Source organism: Caballeronia hypogeia (assembly GCF_001544875.2).
Lineage (GTDB): Bacteria > Pseudomonadota > Gammaproteobacteria > Burkholderiales > Burkholderiaceae > Caballeronia > Caballeronia hypogeia.
Genome location: NZ_FCOA02000022.1, coordinates 121,526 through 139,444 on the forward strand (window position 1 = coordinate 121,526; position 17,919 = coordinate 139,444).

The 17,919-nt window shown below is 64.9% G+C and carries 19 protein-coding genes; 10 read left to right on the forward strand and 9 right to left on the reverse strand.

All coding sequences use genetic code 11. The features are described 5' to 3' along the window. Positions 1–37 precede the first annotated feature (37 nt). On the reverse strand, positions 38–436 hold the full coding sequence (locus tag AWB79_RS26695; protein ID WP_061170454.1) for a DUF302 domain-containing protein: 399 nt from the start codon (positions 434–436) through the stop codon (positions 38–40). Next, positions 433–930: a free L-methionine (R)-S-oxide reductase MsrC gene (gene msrC / locus AWB79_RS26700; RefSeq protein WP_061170455.1), complete on the reverse strand. Its 498-nt coding sequence runs from the start codon at positions 928–930 to the stop codon at positions 433–435. Before msrC ends, AWB79_RS26695 begins: the two co-directional genes overlap by 4 nt. A 130-nt stretch (positions 931–1,060) precedes the next feature. Here msrC and AWB79_RS39700 point away from each other — a divergent pair, with 130 nt between their 5' ends. The 5 genes from AWB79_RS39700 to AWB79_RS26720 all read left to right on the forward strand — a co-directional run bounded on the left by AWB79_RS39700 (position 1,061) and on the right by AWB79_RS26720 (position 6,149). Further along, on the forward strand, positions 1,061–1,228 hold the full coding sequence (locus tag AWB79_RS39700) for a hypothetical protein (protein WP_157695853.1): 168 nt from the start codon (positions 1,061–1,063) through the stop codon (positions 1,226–1,228). Between the two features lie 56 nt (positions 1,229–1,284). After that, positions 1,285–2,529, forward strand: a complete 1,245-nt coding sequence (locus AWB79_RS26705; protein WP_061170475.1) for an ROK family transcriptional regulator — start codon at positions 1,285–1,287, stop codon at positions 2,527–2,529. Then, the gene (locus tag AWB79_RS26710; protein WP_074169431.1) at positions 2,519–4,066 is read left to right on the forward strand and encodes a sugar ABC transporter ATP-binding protein; all 1,548 of its coding nucleotides are present in this window, start codon (positions 2,519–2,521) and stop codon (positions 4,064–4,066) included. Before AWB79_RS26705 ends, AWB79_RS26710 begins: the two co-directional genes overlap by 11 nt. 27 nt (positions 4,067–4,093) lie before the next feature. Next, the gene (locus AWB79_RS26715; RefSeq protein WP_061170457.1) at positions 4,094–5,125 is read left to right on the forward strand and encodes an ABC transporter permease subunit; all 1,032 of its coding nucleotides are present in this window, start codon (positions 4,094–4,096) and stop codon (positions 5,123–5,125) included. Positions 5,126–5,198: 73 nt separating this feature from the next. Continuing rightward, positions 5,199–6,149, forward strand: coding sequence for an ABC transporter substrate-binding protein (locus AWB79_RS26720; RefSeq protein WP_061170458.1), 951 nt, complete (start codon positions 5,199–5,201; stop codon positions 6,147–6,149). Positions 6,150–6,169: 20 nt separating this feature from the next. On the opposite strand, the gene AWB79_RS26725 is transcribed toward AWB79_RS26720, so the two are convergent. Further along, entirely contained in the window at positions 6,170–7,084 is a 915-nt protein-coding gene (locus tag AWB79_RS26725; RefSeq protein WP_061170459.1) for an NHL repeat-containing protein, read from the reverse strand. A 159-nt stretch (positions 7,085–7,243) separates the two neighbouring features. Here AWB79_RS26725 and AWB79_RS26730 point away from each other — a divergent pair, with 159 nt between their 5' ends. Genes AWB79_RS26730 through AWB79_RS26740 form a run of 3 tightly spaced genes read left to right on the forward strand, consistent with a single transcriptional unit; the run spans position 7,244 to position 8,753 of the window. Then, a complete protein-coding gene (locus AWB79_RS26730; protein ID WP_061170460.1) occupies positions 7,244–7,744 on the forward strand; it encodes a molybdopterin-dependent oxidoreductase in 501 nt (166 codons plus the stop codon). A gap of 7 nt (positions 7,745–7,751) precedes the next feature. Then, positions 7,752–8,294 (forward strand): nitrogen fixation protein NifQ, encoded by a 543-nt coding sequence (locus tag AWB79_RS26735; RefSeq protein ID WP_061170461.1) that lies wholly within the window; start codon positions 7,752–7,754, stop codon positions 8,292–8,294. Positions 8,295–8,351: 57 nt separating this feature from the next. After that, positions 8,352–8,753, forward strand: a complete 402-nt coding sequence (locus AWB79_RS26740; protein WP_061170462.1) for a winged helix-turn-helix domain-containing protein — start codon at positions 8,352–8,354, stop codon at positions 8,751–8,753. Here AWB79_RS26740 and AWB79_RS26745 read toward each other — a convergent pair. Continuing rightward, positions 8,750–10,060 (reverse strand): DUF2325 domain-containing protein, encoded by a 1,311-nt coding sequence (locus AWB79_RS26745; RefSeq protein WP_061170476.1) that lies wholly within the window; start codon positions 10,058–10,060, stop codon positions 8,750–8,752. The two genes, AWB79_RS26740 and AWB79_RS26745, sit on opposite strands and share 4 nt — an antisense overlap. A gap of 227 nt (positions 10,061–10,287) precedes the next feature. Here AWB79_RS26745 and lpdA point away from each other — a divergent pair, with 227 nt between their 5' ends. Further along, a complete protein-coding gene (lpdA, locus tag AWB79_RS26750; protein WP_074169432.1) occupies positions 10,288–12,066 on the forward strand; it encodes a dihydrolipoyl dehydrogenase in 1,779 nt (592 codons plus the stop codon). Here lpdA and AWB79_RS26755 read toward each other — a convergent pair. Then, positions 12,063–15,509 (reverse strand): response regulator, encoded by a 3,447-nt coding sequence (locus tag AWB79_RS26755; RefSeq protein WP_061170463.1) that lies wholly within the window; start codon positions 15,507–15,509, stop codon positions 12,063–12,065. The two genes, lpdA and AWB79_RS26755, sit on opposite strands and share 4 nt — an antisense overlap. 212 nt (positions 15,510–15,721) lie before the next feature. On the opposite strand from AWB79_RS26755, the gene AWB79_RS26760 reads away from it, so the two are divergent. After that, complete coding sequence (locus AWB79_RS26760) at positions 15,722–16,030, forward strand: hypothetical protein (protein ID WP_061170464.1); 309 nt, start codon at positions 15,722–15,724, stop codon at positions 16,028–16,030. Positions 16,031–16,059: 29 nt separating this feature from the next. On the opposite strand, the gene AWB79_RS26765 is transcribed toward AWB79_RS26760, so the two are convergent. The 4 genes from AWB79_RS26765 to AWB79_RS38490 form a co-directional block, all read right to left on the reverse strand. Beyond that, the gene (locus AWB79_RS26765; protein WP_232471030.1) at positions 16,060–16,359 is read right to left on the reverse strand and encodes a hypothetical protein; all 300 of its coding nucleotides are present in this window, start codon (positions 16,357–16,359) and stop codon (positions 16,060–16,062) included. 208 nt (positions 16,360–16,567) lie between these two features. After that, complete coding sequence (locus AWB79_RS26770; protein WP_061170466.1) at positions 16,568–16,786, reverse strand: hypothetical protein; 219 nt, start codon at positions 16,784–16,786, stop codon at positions 16,568–16,570. A 136-nt stretch (positions 16,787–16,922) separates the two neighbouring features. Further along, positions 16,923–17,666 carry an acetoacetyl-CoA reductase gene (gene phbB / locus AWB79_RS26775; RefSeq protein WP_061170467.1) on the reverse strand — a complete coding sequence of 248 codons (744 nt, stop codon included), beginning with the start codon at positions 17,664–17,666 and terminating at the stop codon, positions 16,923–16,925. A 161-nt stretch (positions 17,667–17,827) separates the two neighbouring features. After that, positions 17,828–17,919 (reverse strand): hypothetical protein (locus AWB79_RS38490; protein WP_157695854.1); only part of this gene is annotated, 92 nt, incomplete at its 5' end.

The following is a 17,919-nucleotide window of genomic DNA, read 5'->3' on the forward strand; positions in this document are numbered from 1 at the left end:
CGCCGGACACGGTCCACCGGCGCGTAAGGCTTTGACTTCAGCCCGCCGCGGCTTCCGCCAGCGCAGCCACGCCGCTGACGGGCTTCATCAGGTCGGCGTCGAGTCCGTGACGCGCGCGCACGTACTCGGTCGCGTTATACGAAAGCCACGCGCGGCCGTCGGCGTCTTCCCACGCCAGGACCTTGAGCGGCAGATCGAGCGCGGCAGTCGGCACGGCCTGCATCAACGGCGTGCCGGCTTGCGGATTGCCGAACACGAGCAACTGGCTCGGCGGCATGGCAAGGCCGGCGCGCGCCGCGTCGCCGGAAAAGTCGATGCGCGCGAACAGCATCAGCCCGCGCGCGCGGATCAGGGCTTCGAGCTTGTCGGCGGTCGCGCCGGCGCCTTGCGCGCTCGCGATCGTGACAACACCGTTTTCCGTCGCATCGGCATTCATAGCTTGCTCCGCGTCAGCGCGACGAATGCCGTGCACAGCGCTTCCATGCCGAGCGCGTCTTCGTCGTCGAAGCGGTTCGGCACGGGGCTGTCGACGTCCCACACGCCGATCAGCGCGCCGTCGCTCGCGATCAACGGCACGACGATCTCGGAGCGCGACGCCGAATCGCAGGCGATGTGTCCCGGAAACGCATGGACGTCCGGCACGACCTGCGTGCGCCGCTCTTGCGCGGCGGTGCCGCACACGCCGCGTCCCAGCGCGATGCGCACGCACGCGGGCTTGCCCTGAAACGGCCCGACGACGAGCTCCGTGCCGTCGAAGAGATAGAAGCCGGCCCAGTTCAGCTCGGGCAGCGTGTGATAGACGAGCGACGAAAAATTCGCGCAATTGGCGATGAAATCCGTCTCGTCCGCAATGAGCGCGCGGGTTTGCTGAAGCAAGTCGTCGTACTGGGCCGCCTTGCTGGCGTGCGTGCCCTGGGAGATCGAAAACATGGGAGAAGGCGGCGCCGGGAGCGTCGCGCGAAGTGTCGAAAAGTGTCGCCGACGATAGCACAACGCTCTGCCCGGCGCTCTTCACCGCGCGCGCCCGGCCGAAGGCCTTGCGTAAGCATGCGCGCGCTTCTTGGCACTGCTGATTGCATCGCCTAGTGTGAAAGCGATCCGGGTCCGTGACTTGCGACTGCCGGGCGGCACGCGGGCGATCAAAAAACTCAAAAGACGCTTAAAAACCGCCTCCGGGATTTCCCTCCTTTACTTCGATGCGCCGTCGTTCTTAAATAAATCAACTTGATTTAATTAATGGCCAGGCAGTTCGAAAGAGCGATGGCCGATCTTCGGAGACAGCGCGTGAAATCCCCCAGCGGCAGAGGAAGCAACTCCGCGAACGTGCGCCGGTACAACGAGCGTCTGCTGCTGCAGGCGCTGCGGCGCGCCGAGCCGGCGTCGAAGGCGGATCTCGCGCGTCACGCGAATCTGACGAGCACGGCGGTCGGCAGCATCGTCGAATCCCTGGAAAATGCGGGCCTGATCGAATACACCGGGCGTCGGCTGGAAGGCCAGCGCGGCCAGCCCGCGTCGCTGATCCGGCTCGATCCGCGTGGCGCGTTCGGCATCGGCGTGCGGCTGGATCGCACGGGCATCGAGACGGTGCTGGTGAATTTCGCCGGCGACGTGCTTGCCCGCAGCGCGCTCGATGGCGTGCTGCCGCATCCGTCCGAGGTGCTGAAGATCGTGCAGCGCGACGTGGAGCGCATGCTCGGCATGCTTTCCGCGACGGAACGCGACCGGCTGACGGGCATCGGCATCGCCCAGCCATTCAATCTGGGGAGCTGGCTGCGCGAACTCGGTTTGCCGGCGGAACGCTTTCGCGCCTGGGACGAAACCGATTTCGCCGATGAACTCGGCCGCGCGCTGTCCCTGCCGGTCTTCAGCGAAAACGACGGCAACGCCGCCGCGACCGCCGAACTGTTCTATGGCCACGGCCGCAGTTGCGACGATTTCGTCTATCTGTTTCTCGGCTCCGCCATCGGCGGTGGGATCGCGATCAACGGCGACTGTCTGCGCGGCGCGTCGGGCAACGCCGGCGACATCGGTGTGATTCCGGTGCCGCCGAGCCGCCTGCCGTCCGCGCCGCAGCCCTCCGGCCCCTGGGACATCCTGCTGTCGCGCGCGTCGCTGAACGCGCTCGTGCGGCATCTGCACTACAGCGGCGCGGCGGCGGACAACCGCATCGATTTGCAGTCGTGCATCGAGCGCCGTTTGCCCGCGGTCGACGAATGGATCGACGACTGCATCGAGGCGCTCGCGCCCGCCCTGCGCGCGACCCTCTGCGTGCTCGACGTGCCGATGGTCGTGATCGACGCCGATATCGACGGCGGCCTGCTCGACAAGCTCGTCAAACGTCTGTCCACCACGCTCGCCGCCAACGCGCCCGAAGCGCGCGGCACGCCCACGCTCGTGCGCGGCACCTTTGGCCCGGATGCGGGTGCGATCGGCGCCGCCACCCTGCCGATGTTCTTCAACTTTTCACCGCGCGTGGCAGGACTTCGCCACGCGGGGGCAAAACCGCAAGAGGTGAACCATGCCGCATGACTCTGCTTCGACCCGACCGCCGCTGCTGGAAATGCGCGGCATCAGCAAGACGTTTCCCGGCGTGCGCGCGCTCAACGACGTGCGCCTGTCCGTCTATCCCGGCGAAGTGCATTCGCTGATGGGCGAAAACGGCGCGGGGAAATCCACGTTGATGAAGATTCTCTCGGGCGCGTATCAGGCCGATGCCGGCGGCGAGATTCTCATCGACGGCAAGACCGTGACCATCGACGGGCCGCTGGCCGCGCGCGCGCTCGGCGTCGCGGTGATCTATCAGGAACTGAGCCTCGCGCCGAACCTTTCGGTGGCCGAGAACATCTACGCGGGCCGCGAGCTGCGGCGCGGCAGGCTGGTCGACCGCGCCGGCATGGAGCGCGGCTGCGAAGACGTGCTCAAGCGTCTCGGCGCGAATTTCAAGCCGCATACGCTGGTCGGCGATCTGTCGATCGCGGAACGGCAACTCGTCGAAATCGCCCGCGCCGTGCATGCGCATGCGCGGATCCTCGTGATGGACGAGCCGACCACGCCGCTCTCGTCGCGCGAAACCGACCGCCTGTTCGAACTCGTGCGCCAGTTGCGCGCGGAAGGCATCGCGATCATCTACATCAGTCACCGGATGGCGGAAATCTACGAGTTGTCGGACCGCGTTTCCGTGCTGCGCGACGGCTCGTATGTCGGCACGCTGATGCGCGACGAACTCTCCGCGGAAAGTCTCGTGAAGATGATGGTCGGCCGCGACATCTCGGGCTTCTATAAAAAGGAGCACGCCGCCTATGATCCGGGCAACGTCGTGCTTTCCGTGCGCGATATCGCCGACAACAACCGCGTGCGCGGCTGCAGCCTCGATCTGCACGCGGGCGAAGTGCTCGGCATCGCGGGCCTGGTCGGCGCGGGCCGCACGGAACTCGCGCGCCTGATCTTCGGCGCGGAAGAAAAGACGCGCGGCGAAGTGTCGATGCACGGCAAGCCGGTGAAGCTGCGCACACCGCGCGACGCGATCGACGCGGGCCTCGTCTATCTGACCGAAGACCGCAAGGGACAGGGCCTGTTCCTCGACATGAGCGTGCGCGACAACATCAACATCACGATCGCCGGGCGCGACGCCAAGATGGGCGTGATGGACCTGCCGCGCGGCAACACGCGCGCCAAGGACGCGATCGCCGCGCTGACCATTCGCGTGCCGAACATGCGCGTGAACGTGGGCGCGCTGTCGGGCGGCAATCAGCAGAAAGTGCTGCTGTCGCGCCTGCTCGAAACCAAACCGGAAGTGCTGATCCTCGACGAGCCGACGCGCGGCGTGGACATCGGAGCCAAGTCGGAGATTTATCGAATCATCAACGATCTGGCGCGCTCGGGCGTCGGCGTGATCGTCATCTCGAGCGAGCTGCCGGAAGTGATCGGCGTGGCGGATCGCGTGCTCGTGATGCGCGAAGGCGAAATTGCGGGCGAGCTCGGCGGCCATTCCGGCAAGCCGATTTCGCAGGAAGGAATCATCGAACTGGCGACGGGCTCGAAGGTCGCGCTCGATCAGGCGGCTTAAGCAAGCATCAGGAAACTGGAGAGAGACATGGCTAACACGACGAAACACCACGACAGCGCGCCGGTTGCGAAGGCGGAAAGCGTATCGCAACGGCAGAACCGCATCGAGCATCGCGAACGCATGCAGGTTCTGATGCGCACGGCCGGCATGCTGCCGATCCTGATTCTGCTGTGCATCGGCTTCGGTGTCGGCACGGACGGTTTCTTCAGCTTGCAGAATCTGTCGATCGTCACGCAGCAGGCGTCGATCAACATCGTGCTCGCGGCGGGCATGACCTTCGTGATCCTGACGGGCGGCATCGACCTTTCGGTGGGCTCGATTCTGTCAGCGGGCGCGGTGACCGCGCTGCTCGCATCGAACATTCCGGGCTGGGGATGGCTCGGCATTCCGGCGGCGCTCGCGGTCGGCCTCGGCTTCGGCGTGATCAACGGTCTGCTGATCGCCCTGCTCAAGCTGCCGCCGTTCATCGTGACGCTCGGATCGCTGACCGCGGTGCGCGGCATCGCGCGCCTCATCGGCCACGACACGACGATCTTCAATCCGCAACTGTCGTTCGCGTTCATCGGCAACGACACGCTGTTCGGCGTGCCCTGGCTCGTGATCATCGCGCTGCTCGTCGTGATCGTGTCGTGGTTCATCCTGCGCCGCACGGTTCTTGGTCTGCGCATCTACTCGGTCGGCGGCAATCCGGAAGCGGCGCGTCTGTCGGGTATCAAGGTGTGGGGCATCGAGCTCTTCGTCTACGCGATCTCGGGTCTGCTCGCGGGTCTCGGCGCGGTGATGTCGGCGGCGCGCCTCTATGCCGCGAACGGTCTGCAGCTCGGCCAGTCGTATGAACTCGACGCCATCGCGGCCGTGATTCTCGGCGGCACGAGCTTCGTCGGCGGCGTGGGTTCGATCGTCGGCACGCTGGTGGGCGCGCTCATCATCGCGGTGCTCTCGAACGGCCTCGTGCTGCTCGGCGTCTCGGATATCTGGCAGTACATCATCAAGGGCCTCGTGATCATCGGCGCGGTGGCGCTCGACCGCTACCGTCAGCGCGGCTCGGCTCGCACCTGATTTCCGCTTGTCCGGGCGCATTCGGGTCCGCGTGCGCCCGCCCTCGAAAAAAGGACCAATTGGAGACAACAACATGCGCAAGCACAACAAGCTTTTCGCCAGCGTCGCACTCGCTCTCGGTTTTTGCGCGGCATTGCCTTCGGCGCAAGCCGCCGACAAGCAACTGAAGTCCGTCGGCATCACGGTCGGCTCGCTCGGCAATCCGTACTTCGTGACGATCGCGAAAGGGGCGGAAGCCAAGGCGAAGACGATCAATCCGAACGTCAAGGTGACGGCGGTTTCGTCGGATTACGACATGAACAAGCAGTTCACGCAGATCGACAACTTCATCTCGGCGCACGTCGACATGATCCTGCTGAACGCCGTCGATCCGAAGGCGATCGAGCCGGCGGTGAAGAAGGCGCAGAAGGCGGGCATCGTCGTGGTCGCGGTGGACGTGGCGGCGGCGGGCGCGGACGCGACCGTGCAGACCAATAACGTGCAGGCAGGCGAAATCTCCTGCGATTTCCTCGCGAAGAAGCTCAACGGCAAGGGCAACGTGGTGATCGAAAACGGGCCGCAGGTGTCGGCGGTGATCGATCGCGTGAAAGGCTGCAAGAACGTGCTCGCGAAGAATCCCGGCATCAAGATTCTCTCCGACGACCAGGATGCGAAAGGCTCGCGCGAAGGCGGCATGAACGCGATGCAGGGCTATCTCACGCGCTTCCCGAAACTCGACGGCGTGTTCGCGATCAACGATCCGCAGGCCATCGGCACGGATCTGGCGGCGAGGCAACTGCACCGGAGCAACATCGTGATCACGTCGGTGGATGGCGCGCCGGATATCGAGACCGCGCTCAAGAGCGACACGATGGTGCAGGCATCCGCGAGTCAGGACCCGTGGGCGATGGCGCAGCAGGCGGTGAGCGTCGGCTACGATCTGATGAATGGCAAGAAGCCGAGCAGCACGACGATTCTCCTGCCGTCCACGCTGGTCACGCGCGAGAACGTCGCCAACTACAAGGGCTGGTCGTCGCCGCGTTGATCGGCGTTATTTGAACGTCGTTATTTGATCGGCAGCACCCGCAGCGCGCCCGGCTGGTCCGGCGCGCTTGCGCGGTCGACCACGATCAGCCGCTTTCTCGCGACATCCACGGCGACGCCGCGCGGCGCCTTCAGATCGCTCGCGATCACCGTCGGACGGCCGCGCTTCGAGAAGCTGCACACCGCGTGCGCGCCGCATTTCGTATAGAGCGTGCCGTTCGGTGACGCAGCCATCAGGTCGGGCGCATCGACGGTGGCGAACACATCGCTCGCTGGCACGGGCGCGCTCGCCGCGCGCGCCGACTGCAAATCCACCTTGTAGATGCGGTTCGCGGTTTGATCGCTGATATAGAGCATGTCGCCAGCGATCGCGAGGCCGACCGGTTTGCTCAGACCCGTGACGATATCGTGCTCGACCGCCTGACGGGGCGTCGTGCCGCGCGTGATGATGCTCACGCCGCCTGAGGCGGGCGCATCGCCTTCCTTCACGAACCAGCTCGACAGGAACGTGCCGCCGTCGAGCACGAGCAAGCCCAGGCGCCGCCGCGCGGCATTCGTGTCCGACGCGAGCGCCACCTGGCCGCTCGGCGCGACGTCGAACACGGCGCTGGCCTTACCAAAGCCGAAACGCTCGACCAGCAGGTGCCCGTTCGGCGCGAACGCGATCTGGCTCAAACCGGTGCGTTCGCCCTCAGCCCCCGGAAGGCGCGCGTAGAGCGAGAACGCGGGCGCATCTTCGCTGCCGATCTGCGAACTCATCACGATAGCGTTCGCTTTGTCGTCGGTGACGAATATCGCGCCGTCCGCATCGCGCACCGCGACGCCGTTCGGCGCGCCCGCGAACGGCACGTTCCGGGCGGTCGTGACCGGCGCGAGGGAGCCGCAGGCCGCGAGGAACATTGTCATTGCAAGTGCTGCCGTCGCCCGTCGCTTCATGCGATTTCTCCAGTCCGACTCCCGCCGATAAGCCGACGAACATGCCCGACATGCCCCTGAAAACATGGCATCGCGCCGGACCTCGTAATATAGTCGCAGACATAACGCCGCTCAAGGCCAAGCCCACATCCGCTTTCACGCGTATCGACGCCTATCGCCATGGAACTTGCGCTCCCGAATTCCTCCCGCCCAGCCACGTCCGACGGACCTGTCGTCGAGATAGGCGGCGCCGTGCAGCGGCCGCTGACGCTCGATGTTGCCGCATTGCGCGAATTCGCGCGCGTGAGCATCGAGCCGTTCGATCTGGTGTGTTTTTCGACGGGGCGCTATATCCGTCCGATGGGAAGTTATCGCGGCGTTCACCTGCGCGTGCTGCTCGACGCCGCGGGCGTGCGCCGTCCCGACAACACGGATTTCAAGCGCACCGTGTTTCTCGCGCACGCGCACGACGGCTACGCCGTCACGTTTTCGTGGCACGAGCTGTTCAATACGCCGATCGGCGCGCAGGCGATCGTCGCGTACGAATGCGCGGATCGCGAGTTGAGCATCGCGGATGGCCTGCCGGTGCTGGTGTCGGGCGCGGACACGGTGCACGCGCCGCGTCACATGAAGCGCCTCGTGCGCGTCGACGCGCACGTGCTCGGCCAGTCGCATCGATGATCCGTCGATGAACGCCGCCGCGCGGGCGCTGCTCGCCCATTCCATAGACGCCGATGCGCCCGATACCGTGCTGTTCGCGCGGCTCGTCGGCGCGCGGGTCGAAGCGGACGATCTGCTTTTGCTCGGTCTCGACGGCGACGCGCTCGCCGCGCTGATCGGGCGGCATTTTCCCGGCGCGACGGTCGATCGTCCGCCGGGCGCGATGCGTTCGTCGCCGCACTGGACATTCGTGCGCGACCTGCACGGCCTCCTGATGTGGCATGACCGGACGAAAGATCGCGCGGACGCGCATTGCCTCGCGACCATCATCTCGGCCGCCAGCCTGCGGCCCGATCATCTCTGGCGCGATCTCGGCCTCGACGGACGCGACGACGTCACGACGATGCTCGACCGTCACTATCCCGATCTCGTCGCGCGCAATACGGCGAACCTGCGCTGGAAGAAGTTTCTCGCGCAGGAAGTCGCGCGGGCGCGGGGCGTCGCGCCGACTTGCGCGCCCGGATGTCCGGGTTGCGAGGATTTTGGTTTGTGCTATCAGGAAAACCGATAACACCCTCGCCCGCTGCATCGAACGTCCGTCCGATGTCCATCGTGTATCCTCTCGGGCATGGCGACTACCCTGAAAACGAAGGAAGACACCGACCAGACGGCCCCGGCGAACCAGCCGGCCGAAGTGCGATTCCGCATGCGCATCACCAAAGGCGAAACCATCGCGCTCGGTCCGGGCAAGGTGTCGCTGCTGGAAGCGGTGCGCAAGCACGGCTCGATTTCGGCGGCGGCGCGCAGTCTCGACATGTCTTATCGGCGCGCGTGGTTGCTCATCGATGAGCTGAACCGCTCGCTCAAATCTCCCGCGACCATTTCCGAGCAAGGCGGACAAAGCGGCGGCGGCTGCGTGCTGACCCCGGTCGGCGAGAGCATCGTCCGGCTTTATCGCGAGGTCGAGCATCAGGCCGAAGCGGCTTGCGCGCAGCAGATCGCATCGCTTACCGACCTGCTGAAACCCTAGCCGTGCCGTAGGCAGAACGCGGAACGCGGCGGCGCGCTCGCGGGCGTGTGCTGCGTGCCCGCGGTCAGCCGCGCGATGAACTCCACGAAACTCGCGACGCTCGCGGTGCGCAGCGGCGAGTACTCCACGCCATGCCGCTCGCAGACGCGCTTGAGCATGTTCATCGAATCGTGATCGATGCAGTCGACCGGAAACAGCACGACATCCGCGTTCGGCAGCGCGGCCGCGAGCAGCCCCTTGCGATCCTCGATGCCGCCGTCGTGAACCGTCAGCTCACCGCCCGCCGCCGCCACCATCGACTTCAACACCGCATTGGAATTCGGCCGCCCGCCGACGTACACGATGCGCTTGCCGCTCACCCATTCCACGCCGCGCCGGCGCGCACCGGGTTCATCGACGGCTTCGAGCGTCGCGCGCTCCAGCGCCGCGCATTCGGCCTGCACGACCTTCAGCAGCGCCTGCGCTTCGCCCAGCTTGCTGCGCAACGCGCGCGCGTGCTCGTCGTCCTGCTGCGCGCGCTGCTCCGCGGCTTCGCGACGGCTCGTGTGCAGCGCGAGACGCCGCTCGCCGTCCTCGACCTTGTCGCGCAGACGCCCGACTTCGGCTTCGAGTTCGGCGGTCGTCAAATCAGGCTTGCGCCCGACGATGGCCGCAAGCCGCGACGCATTCTCGCTGGACGCTCTAAGCGACGCATCCCGCTCCGCGCTCAGTTCGAGCAGACGCGCCTGCTGCCGCTCGATCTTCTCCCTGAGCTCCTGATTCTCGCCCTCGAGCGCGACCAGCCGACGAATATCCGCGCGATTCGCCGCGCCCACGAGATGCGACAGCATATGCAGCTCGCCGAACGCCGACTGACGCACTTCGATGTTCGCGTGCGGATGCGACATCACCGCCCAGTAGGCGGGCGGAATGTCGCCGGATTTGAGCGCGTCGTTCCACAGATCGAGCAGCGCGCGCGGATCGTGCGCCGCGTCGAAGCGGCGGATCGCGCCGGCATAACGTTCGTCGAGCGCCTTGTTCAGCGCCTTCGCGCCCGCGCCGCCCGCGATCGCCAGTTCCACCGCCGCGTGATGAATGTCGAGATCGCTCGCATGATGCCGGTCGAGATCGGTGAACTTCGGCACGAGGCGGCGCAACTCGCTCGTCGAAAGACACGTGCCGATGATCGAGCAATGCAGGTTCGCATCCAGTTCCGCGAGCCGCGCGCGGCGGCGGGCGCTGCGCAAGTCGGCTTCAGTCGGCTGGCAGCAGGCGTCGCGATGCCCATGGGCGTGCGTGCGCGCGAGTTGAAACGGCGGAGTCTGCATGATCACCTCGTGCTCGATAGGCTGGGCGGTTCGTTCGAAATATACCATCGAATATAGCGACGGCAAAAACAGGACCGCCGCAAGGACCGCTCACGCGCGCGCGCTGCGCACAGAGCGTATCCTGTGACTTCCGCGCGCCGGGCCCGCCAGACAAGGGCGGCGTCCAGAAGGCGAGCCACGCCGAAACGTTTCCAGATCGCGAAAAATCGCCCACAAGGAGAATCTGAATGGCCAGGATTGAAGTCAAGGTTCCGCAGCTTTCCGAATCCGTCACCGAAGCGACGATGTTGCCGTGGAAGAAGAAGGCGGGCGACGCCGTGGCGCAAGACGAAATCCTCATCGAACTGGAAACGGACAAGGTCGTGCTCGAAGTGCCCGCGCCCTCGGCCGGCGCGCTCGTGGAAGTGGTAAAAAACGCGGGCGACATCGTGCACGCCGACGAAGTGATCGCGATCATCGATACGGAAGCGAAGGCTTCGGCGGCGGCGCCTTCTCCCGCGCCCGCGCCCGCGTCTGAAAAGCCCGCCGCGGCTCCGGCTCCGGCTCCCGCTCCCGCACCCCAGGCCGCCGCGGGCGCGAAAGCCGATTACGACGTCATCGTCATCGGTTCCGGGCCAGGCGGTTACATCGCCGCGATCCGCGCCGCGCAGCTCGGCCGCAAGGTTGCGTGCGTCGAGGAGTGGATCAATCCGGCTGGCAAGCCGAAACTCGGCGGCACGTGCCTGAACGTCGGCTGTATTCCGTCGAAGGCGCTGCTCGCGTCGTCGGAGAAATTCGAGAACGCGCAGCTCCATTTCGCCGAGTACGGCATCAACATGGACAACCTTTCTGTCGACGTCGACAAGATGGTCAAGCGCAAGGAAGCGATCGTCGAGAAGATCACGGGCGGCGTCGAATTCCTGTTCCGCAAGAACAAGATCACCTGGCTGAAGGGACACGGCAAGCTCGCCGGCAAGGACGGCGGCAACTTCAGGATCGACGTGAGCGGCGACGGCAAGACCGAAAGCCATACCGCGCAACACGTGATCATCGCGACGGGTTCGAAGGCGCGGCATCTGCCGAACGTGCCGGTGGACAACCGAATCGTCTCCGACAACGAAGGCGCGCTCGCCTTCACCGACGTGCCGAAGAAGCTCGCCGTGATCGGCGCGGGCGTGATCGGGCTGGAGCTCGGCTCGGTGTGGCGCAGGCTCGGCGCGGAAGTGACGATTCTCGAAGCGTTACCTGAATTCCTCGGCACGACCGATGCCGCGCTGCAGAAGGAAGCCGCGAAGCTCTTCAAGAAGCAGGGGCTGACGATTCATCTCGGCGTGAAGATCGACGGCGTGAAGACGGCCGATTCGAGCGTCTCCATTTCCTACAAGGACAAGGACGGCAACGCGCAGACGCTGGAGGCGGATCGGCTGATCGTCTCCATCGGCCGCGTGCCGAACACGGACGATCTGGGGCTCGACTCCATCGGCTTGTCGGTCGATGAGCGCGGCTTCATTCCCGTCGATGGTCACTGCGCGACGAAAGTCCCGAACGTCTACGCGATCGGCGATGTCGTGCGCGGCCCGATGCTCGCGCACAAGGCCGAGGACGAAGGCGTGCTGGTGGCGGAAATCATCGACGGGCAGAAGCCGCATATCGACTACAACTGCATTCCGTGGGTGATCTACACGCATCCGGAAATCGCGTGGGTCGGTCAGACGGAGCAGGCGCTGAAGGCCGAAGGCCGCGCGATCAAGGCCGGCCAGTTTCCGATGCTCGCCAACGGCCGAGCGATGGGCATCGGCGAGACGGACGGATTCATCAAGATCATCGCCGATGCGAACACCGACGAAATTCTCGGCGTGCACATCATCTCGGCGAACGCGTCGGATCTGATCGCGGAAGCCGTGGTCGCGATGGAGTTCAAGGCGGCGAGCGAGGACATCGGGCGCATTTGCCATCCGCATCCGTCGCTGTCGGAAGTGATGCGGGAGGCGGCGCTCGCGGTGGACAAGCGCGCCTTGAATATTTAAACGCGCCTCGGCATCCACACGCGCAGCAACGAGTAAAGCCGGTCGATGTCGATCGGCTTTGCCAGATAATCGCTCGCGCCCGCCGCGAGACATTGCTCCTGGTCGTCCTTCATCGCCTTCGCGGTGATCGCGACGACCGGCAGCTTCCGAAAGCGCGCGTCCTCGCGGATGCGCCGCGTCGCTTCCAGTCCGTCCATGCCGGGCATCATCACGTCCATCAAGACAATGTCGATGTCCGGATTCTTCTCCAGCGCCTCGATCGCCTCGAAGCCGTTGCGGCCGATGTCCACCTTCAGCCCCTGATGCTCCAGCGCGCTCGACAGCGAGAAGATATTGCGAATGTCATCATCGACCAGCAGCACGCGGCGGCCGTCGAGCACGCGATCGCGGGAGCGCGACACATGCAGCATCGCCTGACGGTCGGCGGAAAGATCGCTTTCGACCTTGTGCAGGAATAGCGTGACTTCATCCAGCAGACGCTCCGGCGAACGCGCGCCCTTGATGATGATCGACTGCGAATAGCGCATCAGTTCCGCCTCCTCGTCGTGCGTCAGGTGGCGGCCGGTGTAGACGATCACCGGCGGAAACGCGTAGGAATCGGTCGCGGCCATCTGGCGCAGCAGGTCGCCGCCCTGCATGTCGGGCAGCTTCAGGTCGATGATCATGCAGTCGAAGATCGTCGTCTTCAGCAGTTCGAGCGCGTCGCGGCCGTACTCCACCGGCGTGATGTCGACATCCGCATCGCTGATCAGCTCGACAATGCTCTGCCGCTGACGCGCGTCGTCTTCCACCAGCAGCACGCGCTTGATCTTCTGGCTGCTTTTTTCCTCGAGGCGCTGGAAGATGGTCATCAACTGCTCGCGCGTGGTCGGCTTCACCGCGTAGCCGATCGCGCCGAGATGCAGCGCCGCCTCGCTCCTGTCCGACGCCGACACCACATGCACCGGAACATGCCGCGTCTTTGGATTCGCCTTCAGTTCCTGCAGCAACACGAGACCCGAACGGTCCGGCAGGCCGATGTCGAGCAGGATTGCGTTCGGTGCGCGTTCCTGCGCGAGCCGCAGCGCCTCGCCCGCCGTGCCGCTCACGATGCAGCCGTAGCCCAGTTCGTGCGCGAGATCGAACAGAACTTGCGCGAAGCCCGGCTCGTCTTCGACCACGAGCACGAGACGGCGGCCCGGCGTGACTTCGGCGCGATCGTCGTCGATCACGTGCGTGACCTCGATGGCTTCCACCGGCGTCTCTTCGATGACCGCGACGGGCTCGGGCGCGTGCACCTCGACGTCCGGCGCCGCGAGCGCGCCGTGCGTGAGCGGCATCGTCAGCGTGAACGTGCTGCCCGAGCCTTGCGCGCTGCGCACCGCGACTGAACCGCCGAGCAGATGCGCGAGGCTGCGAGAAATCGACAAACCCAGGCCGGTGCCGCCGTAGTGGCGGCTCGTGGTGCCGTCCGCTTGCTGGAAGGCTTCGAAGATCGCGTCGAGCTGATCCGGCGCAATGCCGATACCCGTATCCGTGACGACGAACTGCACGCTGCGCTCGCCCGCGCTCCTGAGCACGAGCGAAACCGCGCCCGTATCCGTGAACTTTATCGCGTTCGACAGCAGGTTCTTCAGAATCTGTTCGAGACGGCGGAAGTCGGTCGTGAGCGTCGGATATTCATCGATCTCGTTTCTGAGCTCGAGCCTGAGCTTCTTCTGGCGCGCGAGCGGCTCGAAGGTGCGCGCAAGCGAATCCATGATCCGCTGCACGGGCACGTCCTCGATATGCAGATCGAGCTTGCCCGCTTCGACCTTCGAAAGATCGAGAATGTCGTTGATGAGGTTGAGCAGATCGTTGCCCGCGGAATAGATGGTCTGCGCGTACTTGATCTGATCGGCCGACAGATTGCCGTGTTTGTTTTCGGAGAGCAGCTTCGCGAGGATCAGCGAGCTGTTGAGCGGCGTGCGCAACTCGTGCGACATGTTTGCCAGAAACTCCGACTTGTAGCGGCTCGCGCGCTGCAGCGCTTCGGCGCGCGCTTCGAGTTCGCCTTGCGCGGCGTTGAGCGCGACGTTGCGCTCATCGAGCACGCGCGCCTGTTCCGCAAGCTGATCGTTGGTCTGCTCCAGTTCCGACTTCTGGTTCGCGAGATACGCCTGCGCCTGCGAAAGCGCCGTGGTCTGCTGCTCGAGTTCCTCGTTGGTCGTACGCAGTTCTTCCTGCTGCATCTGCAGTTCTTCGTTCAGCTGCTGCGTCTCTTCGAGCACGCGCTGCAGGCGCTCGCGATACTGCGCCGCCTCGATGAAATCGCCGATATTGCCCGCGATCGTCTTCAGAAACTGCTGGTCGCGTTCGGTCAGCGTGTGCATCGCGCCGAGTTCTATCGCGCCGTTCGCCTGGCCTTCGTTCTCGACCGGCAGGATCACGAGGCTCGCCGGCGCGCTCGCGCCGAGCGCCGATGTCACCTTCCAGTAGTTCGCCGGCACGTCGCGCACGCTCATCAGCTTGCGCGAGTGCACCGCTTGTCCGACGAGGCTTCTCACGCCCGCAAGCGATTCCGGAAGCGGCGCGCTGTCCGGATTGAAACCGAAGCTCGCGGTGCGTTTCAACGCGCCGTCGGGTTCGCGCACGTAGAACGCGGCCATCGACACCTTCAGATAATCCGCGAGGAAATCGAGGATCGTCTGGCACAGCTTCTCCAGCGATTGCCGGCCAATCACGCGTTCGGCAAGCTGCGTCTGTCCGTCGCGCAGCCACGCCTGCTCCTGCAGCACCTGCGTCTGCCGCTCCTGCTCTCCGATCGCCGCGCCATAGGCGCCCGAAAGCTGCATCAGCTCGCGTCTGCCGAATACTGCGAGAATCACAGAAAGCGCGAGACTCAGGATCAGGAACACCGTGACCGTGATGGTCGTCAACTGCTTCGCCGACTCGACGCGCTGCAGCCGCAAGGTCTGCTCGATGTTGAGAAACGCCGCAAGCTCGCGCTCCGTCTCCGCGCGCAAGGCCGACCCGCGACCCGCGCGCACGAGCGCGGCCGCATCCTGAGCGTGGCGGCGCGCGTCGATCAGGCCGTCGGCCACCTTGTCCCACTGCGTCTGGAGCGAGCGAATGCGGATCAGGCGATCCACTTGAGGCGCGTTATCGGAGACGAGGTCGGCGAGCGTGTCGATATCGGCGTCGAGCTTCGGCTTCGAAGTTTCGAACGGCGCGAGAAAGGCGTCGTCGCCGGTGATCAGATAGCCGCGGATCGCGCTTTCCTTCTCGCTGACCAGCCGCCCGATCTCCTGCGCGTTGCCGATCACGCGCTCCGAATGCTCGACCCAGTTGATGCCCGCCAGCAGATACAGCACGAGCGCGACGAACGCGACCGCCGTGACGACGCCGGTTCCGAGCGGCAGCGCGATGTTGCGAAAGAGAATGCGACGAAAGCTGGCCTCGTCGACACCGGACCGCAAGGGCATAGACAGCTCCGAAAAGACGTGAGCGTCGCGCGCCGGGCGAAGGTCCAGATGCAGCCCGCGATACCGCGACAGTCTCGATGGTTGTGATTTTTGTTCTACATTTACGCCGCTGCGCATCATAACCGTTCGGGCGATGCGACGTCGGGTCGCACGGCGGGCATCGGAAGTGCTAGGAGGAGTGGCGCCTTACATTCAACCGATCCGGAGACAATATGAAAGCAATGGCTGGCAAGACACTCGTCGTTTCGCTGATCGCGGCTGGTTTTGCTCTATCGGTCGCGCCGCTCGCGAGCGCGCAGAACAGCGCGGGAGCGGCGGCGAGCGCGCCGACCCAAGCCGCACCGACGACCAAGGCAGAGAAGAAAGCCGCGCGCAAACAGGCGCGCGCGAAAAAGAACGCCGAGTTGAAGAAGCTGGAAGACGCAGGCTACGACCCGGCGAAGCGTGATGACAACAGCTATCCGCAGGACGTGCAGAACGCGCAGAAGAAGGCGGGGATCGGCACGGGCGCGAGTCAGTAAGCTGCCGTGCCGAGGTATGGGCTAGGAGCTCAGCCGCGCGCGTCGTTTTGCGGAAGGCAACTGAAGGACACCGTCGAGGTCTGTTCTTCGAGGCTGCGCACGCCGCTCGTCGCCTCCGACCTGATCGCGACGCGTTCCGAACGTTGCTTGCAATAGTCGCTGGCCGCGTCCATCGCGGCGTTGCGCGCGGTCACCCACGACATGCGTGTGCCCGTCGCCTTGCCGGTCACCGTGTAAGTGTTCGGTTGCGCGCCGGCGGTGACGCCGTTGGTCGTGCCGCATGCGGCAAGCAGCAGCGAGAGTGCGATCGCGCCAGGCGCGCATCGCATCGAGATCAATGATCGTAGGAAATCGGACATACTTGTCGGCCGTCAATATTGAGATACGGCCCGAATGGTACAAGCGTCCGCGATTTTCTTCACAGATCAGAGGAAAGGCGACTGTGCGATCGGGTCCGGTGCAAGCGGCCACGCGAACAATGTCGCACGCCTTCTCAAGGTTGACCGGGTCTGCGGCCGACTGTTCCTTCGTTCCTGCTCAAGACTGTGCGATGCGCTCCAGCAGGCGTTGCAGGCGCGAATGCTGACACGGCGCGAGACCCGGCGTCGAAAGCGCCTGCACGACGCGGCCGCGCCAGTAAGTCTTCGAAAAGAGCGAATTCGCGCCTTCGAGGCTCAGCACTTGTTCGAGATGCTCGATCGCCGAGTCCAGATGACGGACGCTATAAAGGTGGGCGACTGCGCCGAAGTTGTTCATGGGGCACGCTTGAACGGGGAGCGGGTGATTCGGATGAGAGAAGCGTTCGATTGCGACATCGGTGTCGCGCGCATCGATGGCTATCGCGCGACACCCGGGCGAAACGCGGCGCGAAGCTACGCGCCGCCCGCCAGCATCAGCTCATGTGCTGGCCGCCGTTGATCGCGATGTTCGAGCCGGTCACGAAGCCCGCGTCTTCCGAGCACAGGAACGTGACGAGCGCGGCGACTTCCTCGGGCTTGCCGAGACGGCCGGCCGGAATCTGCGGAAGAATCTTCGTGTCGAGAATCTCCTGCGGAATCGCGGTCACCATCTTGGTCGCCAGATAGCCCGGCGAGATCGTGTTGACGGTCACGCCCTTCTTCGCGACTTCGAGCGCGAGCGACTTCGTGAAACCGTGCATGCCAGCCTTCGCCGCGGCGTAGTTCGTCTGGCCGATCTGCCCCTTCGAGCCGTTCACCGACGAGATGTTGATGATGCGGCCCCAGCCGCGCGAGACCATCTCTTCGCACACCGGCTTGGTCATGTTGAAGACCGAGTCGAGGTTGGTGCGCAGCACGGCGTCCCAATTCACCTTGGTCATCTTCTTGAAAGTCGTGTCCTGCGTGATGCCGGCGTTGTTCACGAGGATATCGATCGGGCCGACTTCGGCCTGGATCTTCGCCACGCAGTGCTGAGCGGAGTCGTAGTCGGCGACATCGACGGCGTAGGCGCGGAAGTTGTAGCCCTTGCGGTCCATGTCCGCGAGCCATGCGCTCACTTTCTCGTTGCCCGGCGAATGCGTCACGACGACCGCGTAACCGGCGTCGTTCAACTTGATGCTGATGGCTTCGCCCAGGCCGCCCATGCCACCCGTCACCACTGCGATTCGCTTAGTCATGCTGATACTCCTCGTACTTTCTCTCAGGTTAATGAAGCTCGGATTGCCACCGGCGCGCGCTGTCGTCTCGACGCTTATATTGGTTTGATGTCGCGTCGGGCCGCATGCACGCGGCGCCGGTGTGTACTGCTTGATACTGATCTGTTGCGTGACGTCTCGACTTACGGACGCTCGAGCGCCAGCGCCACGCCCATGCCGCCGCCGATGCACAGCGAAGCGAGGCCCTTCTTCGCGTCGCGCTTCTGCATTTCGT

Coding starts and splice junctions, on each gene's coding strand:
- AWB79_RS26730 (WP_061170460.1), top strand. CDS start 7,244: ATGGAACTTGCGCTCCCGAATTCCTCCCGCCCAGCCACGTCCGACGGA.
- AWB79_RS26770 (WP_061170466.1), bottom strand. CDS start 16,786: ATGAACAACTTCGGCGCAGTCGCCCACCTTTATAGCGTCCGTCATCTG.
- AWB79_RS26695 (WP_061170454.1), bottom strand. CDS start 436: ATGAATGCCGATGCGACGGAAAACGGTGTTGTCACGATCGCGAGCGCG.
- phbB (WP_061170467.1), bottom strand. CDS start 17,666: ATGACTAAGCGAATCGCAGTGGTGACGGGTGGCATGGGCGGCCTGGGC.
- AWB79_RS26735 (WP_061170461.1), top strand. CDS start 7,752: ATGAACGCCGCCGCGCGGGCGCTGCTCGCCCATTCCATAGACGCCGAT.
- AWB79_RS26740 (WP_061170462.1), top strand. CDS start 8,352: ATGGCGACTACCCTGAAAACGAAGGAAGACACCGACCAGACGGCCCCG.
- AWB79_RS26755 (WP_061170463.1), bottom strand. CDS start 15,509: ATGCCCTTGCGGTCCGGTGTCGACGAGGCCAGCTTTCGTCGCATTCTC.
- AWB79_RS26720 (WP_061170458.1), top strand. CDS start 5,199: ATGCGCAAGCACAACAAGCTTTTCGCCAGCGTCGCACTCGCTCTCGGT.
- AWB79_RS26745 (WP_061170476.1), bottom strand. CDS start 10,060: ATGCAGACTCCGCCGTTTCAACTCGCGCGCACGCACGCCCATGGGCAT.
- AWB79_RS26710 (WP_074169431.1), top strand. CDS start 2,519: ATGCCGCATGACTCTGCTTCGACCCGACCGCCGCTGCTGGAAATGCGC.
- msrC (WP_061170455.1), bottom strand. CDS start 930: ATGTTTTCGATCTCCCAGGGCACGCACGCCAGCAAGGCGGCCCAGTAC.
- AWB79_RS26760 (WP_061170464.1), top strand. CDS start 15,722: ATGAAAGCAATGGCTGGCAAGACACTCGTCGTTTCGCTGATCGCGGCT.
- lpdA (WP_074169432.1), top strand. CDS start 10,288: ATGGCCAGGATTGAAGTCAAGGTTCCGCAGCTTTCCGAATCCGTCACC.
- AWB79_RS26715 (WP_061170457.1), top strand. CDS start 4,094: ATGGCTAACACGACGAAACACCACGACAGCGCGCCGGTTGCGAAGGCG.
- AWB79_RS26765 (WP_232471030.1), bottom strand. CDS start 16,359: ATGCGATGCGCGCCTGGCGCGATCGCACTCTCGCTGCTGCTTGCCGCA.
- AWB79_RS26725 (WP_061170459.1), bottom strand. CDS start 7,084: ATGAAGCGACGGGCGACGGCAGCACTTGCAATGACAATGTTCCTCGCG.